The sequence below is a fragment of the Dermacoccus sp. UBA1591 genome, from assembly GCF_002322065.1.
Lineage (GTDB): Bacteria > Actinomycetota > Actinomycetes > Actinomycetales > Dermatophilaceae > Dermacoccus > Dermacoccus nishinomiyaensis.
Genome location: NZ_DCNR01000099.1, coordinates 2385 through 4456 on the forward strand (window position 1 = coordinate 2385; position 2072 = coordinate 4456).

The 2072-nt window shown below is 70.8% G+C and carries 3 protein-coding genes; all 3 read left to right on the forward strand.

Features of this window, described 5'->3' with window-relative positions; genetic code table 11:
- The first annotated feature begins 18 nt into the window (after positions 1-18).
- Positions 19-450 (forward strand): universal stress protein, encoded by a 432-nt coding sequence (locus B2284_RS11160; protein ID WP_286697523.1) that lies wholly within the window; start codon positions 19-21, stop codon positions 448-450.
- A gap of 124 nt (positions 451-574) precedes the next feature.
- Positions 575-745 (forward strand): hypothetical protein, encoded by a 171-nt coding sequence (locus tag B2284_RS11165; protein WP_170957306.1) that lies wholly within the window; start codon positions 575-577, stop codon positions 743-745.
- A 200-nt stretch (positions 746-945) separates the two neighbouring features.
- Positions 946-2072, forward strand: a 1127-nt coding sequence (locus B2284_RS11170) for an alpha/beta-hydrolase N-terminal domain-containing protein (protein ID WP_286697524.1), incomplete at its 3' end; no start/stop codon positions are given.

The window sequence follows — 2072 nt, forward strand, 5'->3', positions numbered from 1 at the left end:
TCACGAGAGGTGCCTCGGATGGCTGACAACACGACCAAGCCCATCGTCGTCGGAGTCGACGGATCGCCGTCGTCGCTGAGCGCCCTCGAATGGGCCGCGCAGCACGCCGAGCTGACGAAGCAGCCGCTCGAGGCCCTCACGACGTGGCAGTGGCCCACCAACTACGGCTACGCCGTGGCGTTCGAAGCCAACTTCGACCCGGCGCAGGAGAGCACGCAGATGCTCGACGAGATCGTCGCGAAGGTGCAGGCCGACCACCCGAGCATCGAGGTGCGACCGCACGTCATCGAGGGCGACACGCGCAATGTGCTCGTCAAGCGCTCCAAGGAGGCGGCGCTGCTCGTGCTCGGCAGCCGCGGCCACGGCGAGCTGACGGGCATGCTGCTCGGCTCCGTCAGCGGCTACTGCGTCACGCACGCCGACTGCCCCGTCCTCGTCACGCGCCACTGACGCGGCGCGGCCCGGCGCGTGACTGGGCCCGCGACCTGACGCGTCGAGGACGCGTCGGCTCCGATGGCGTCTGCACCCCGGCGGACGGTGGCGCGCGGCGCCGTCACGGGAGTAGGTTCGTGCCATGAGTGACACGAGCAGCGAGAACTACACCCCCGAGGTCGACCAGCAGGACGGCGGCCCCGGCGCCCAGACCGGCGGCGACGGCGGCGAGAACAATGATGTCGCGAGCGGCGGGCGCAGCGACGAGGGCAGCACCGACGAAGGCCAGCACGCCGACGCCGACAAAGGCTGACGGCGGCCGCCGCTGAGCGCGGTGGTTTGCCGCGAGCGTCGGCAGGCATGACACGACGCACGCCTCACCTGAACACGACGCACGCGCCCCGGCGCGTCGAACCTGCGTGGCCGCGAGCCCCGCACAGTGACGACGCGACCGGGGCGCATGCGTCGTGCCCGCTCTGAGACCATGGGGCAGACCCCGATCCGAGGAGCCTCATGCCGGCCACCGCAGCCCCCGCGCCGCCGCGCGTCAGGTTGCTCCTCGCACGCTTCTCGCACACGGGTCTCGTGTTCGCCGCGCTGTTCTACATCATCGCGAACACGCCGTCACTGCTGCCGCGCCCCTGGTGGATGCAGGGCCTCGTCGCGGCGCTGAGCGGGGTGTGCGGGTACGTTCTCGGCCTCGCGCTGGGGCGCCTCGTCCACGCGACGGCGCGCTGGTTGGGCCTGCATGTCACGATGAACCCGCGTCGACGCGTGCTGCTCGGCCGCATCGGCATCGCGTTCGCGGCCCTGATCGTCATCAGCTTCCCGCAGGCGACGATCGACTGGCAGCGGGAGGTCAGCCGCCAGGTCGACGTCGACGGGCCGGGGTGGTGGTATCCGACCGGTTCAACGCTCGTCGCGGTCGTCGTGTTCGTCCTGTTCATCCTCGTCTGGCGCGGCCTCGCCGGGCTCACCCGCTTCTTCCTCACGAAGGTCTCCTCACGCATCGTGCGGGAGGCAGCGGCCCGTCTCGTCGCATCGGTCATCACGGTCGCGACGGTCGTCGTGGCGATCGACGTCGTCGTCGAACCCGCCGTCCTCGCCGTCGTCGGGGGCAACGCAGACCGCGTCAACCAGCAGATGCCGCGCGGTGAGCACGCACCGACGTCGTCGTTGCGCAGTGGTGGCCCCGGCTCGCCACTGACGTGGAACAGCCTCGGCCAGGACGGCGCGAAGTTCGTCGCCGCGGGGCCGGACGCGAAGCAGATCGCCGACGTGACGAAGAAGCCAGCCAAGGAGCCGGTGCGGGTGTTCGTCGGCGCGAATGAGTCGTTGGACAAGAGCGCCGACCTCGCGGTAGCCGAGCTCGACCGCACCGACGCCTGGAAGCGCAAGGCGATGCTCGTCATCACGCCGACGAGCACCGGCTACGTCAACCTGTGGGGCGCCGCGTCCTTCGAGTACCTGCTCGGCGGCGACACCGCTGCGGTCGGAATGGCGTACTCGAACCTGCCGTCGGCGTTCGGCCTGCTCACCGCGCCACGCGACCCCGGCAAGGCGTCGCAGATCCTCCTCGAGAAGGTGCGGCGCCGCGTCGACGCGATGCCCGCGGCCCAGCGCCCGAAGGTGTACTTCAC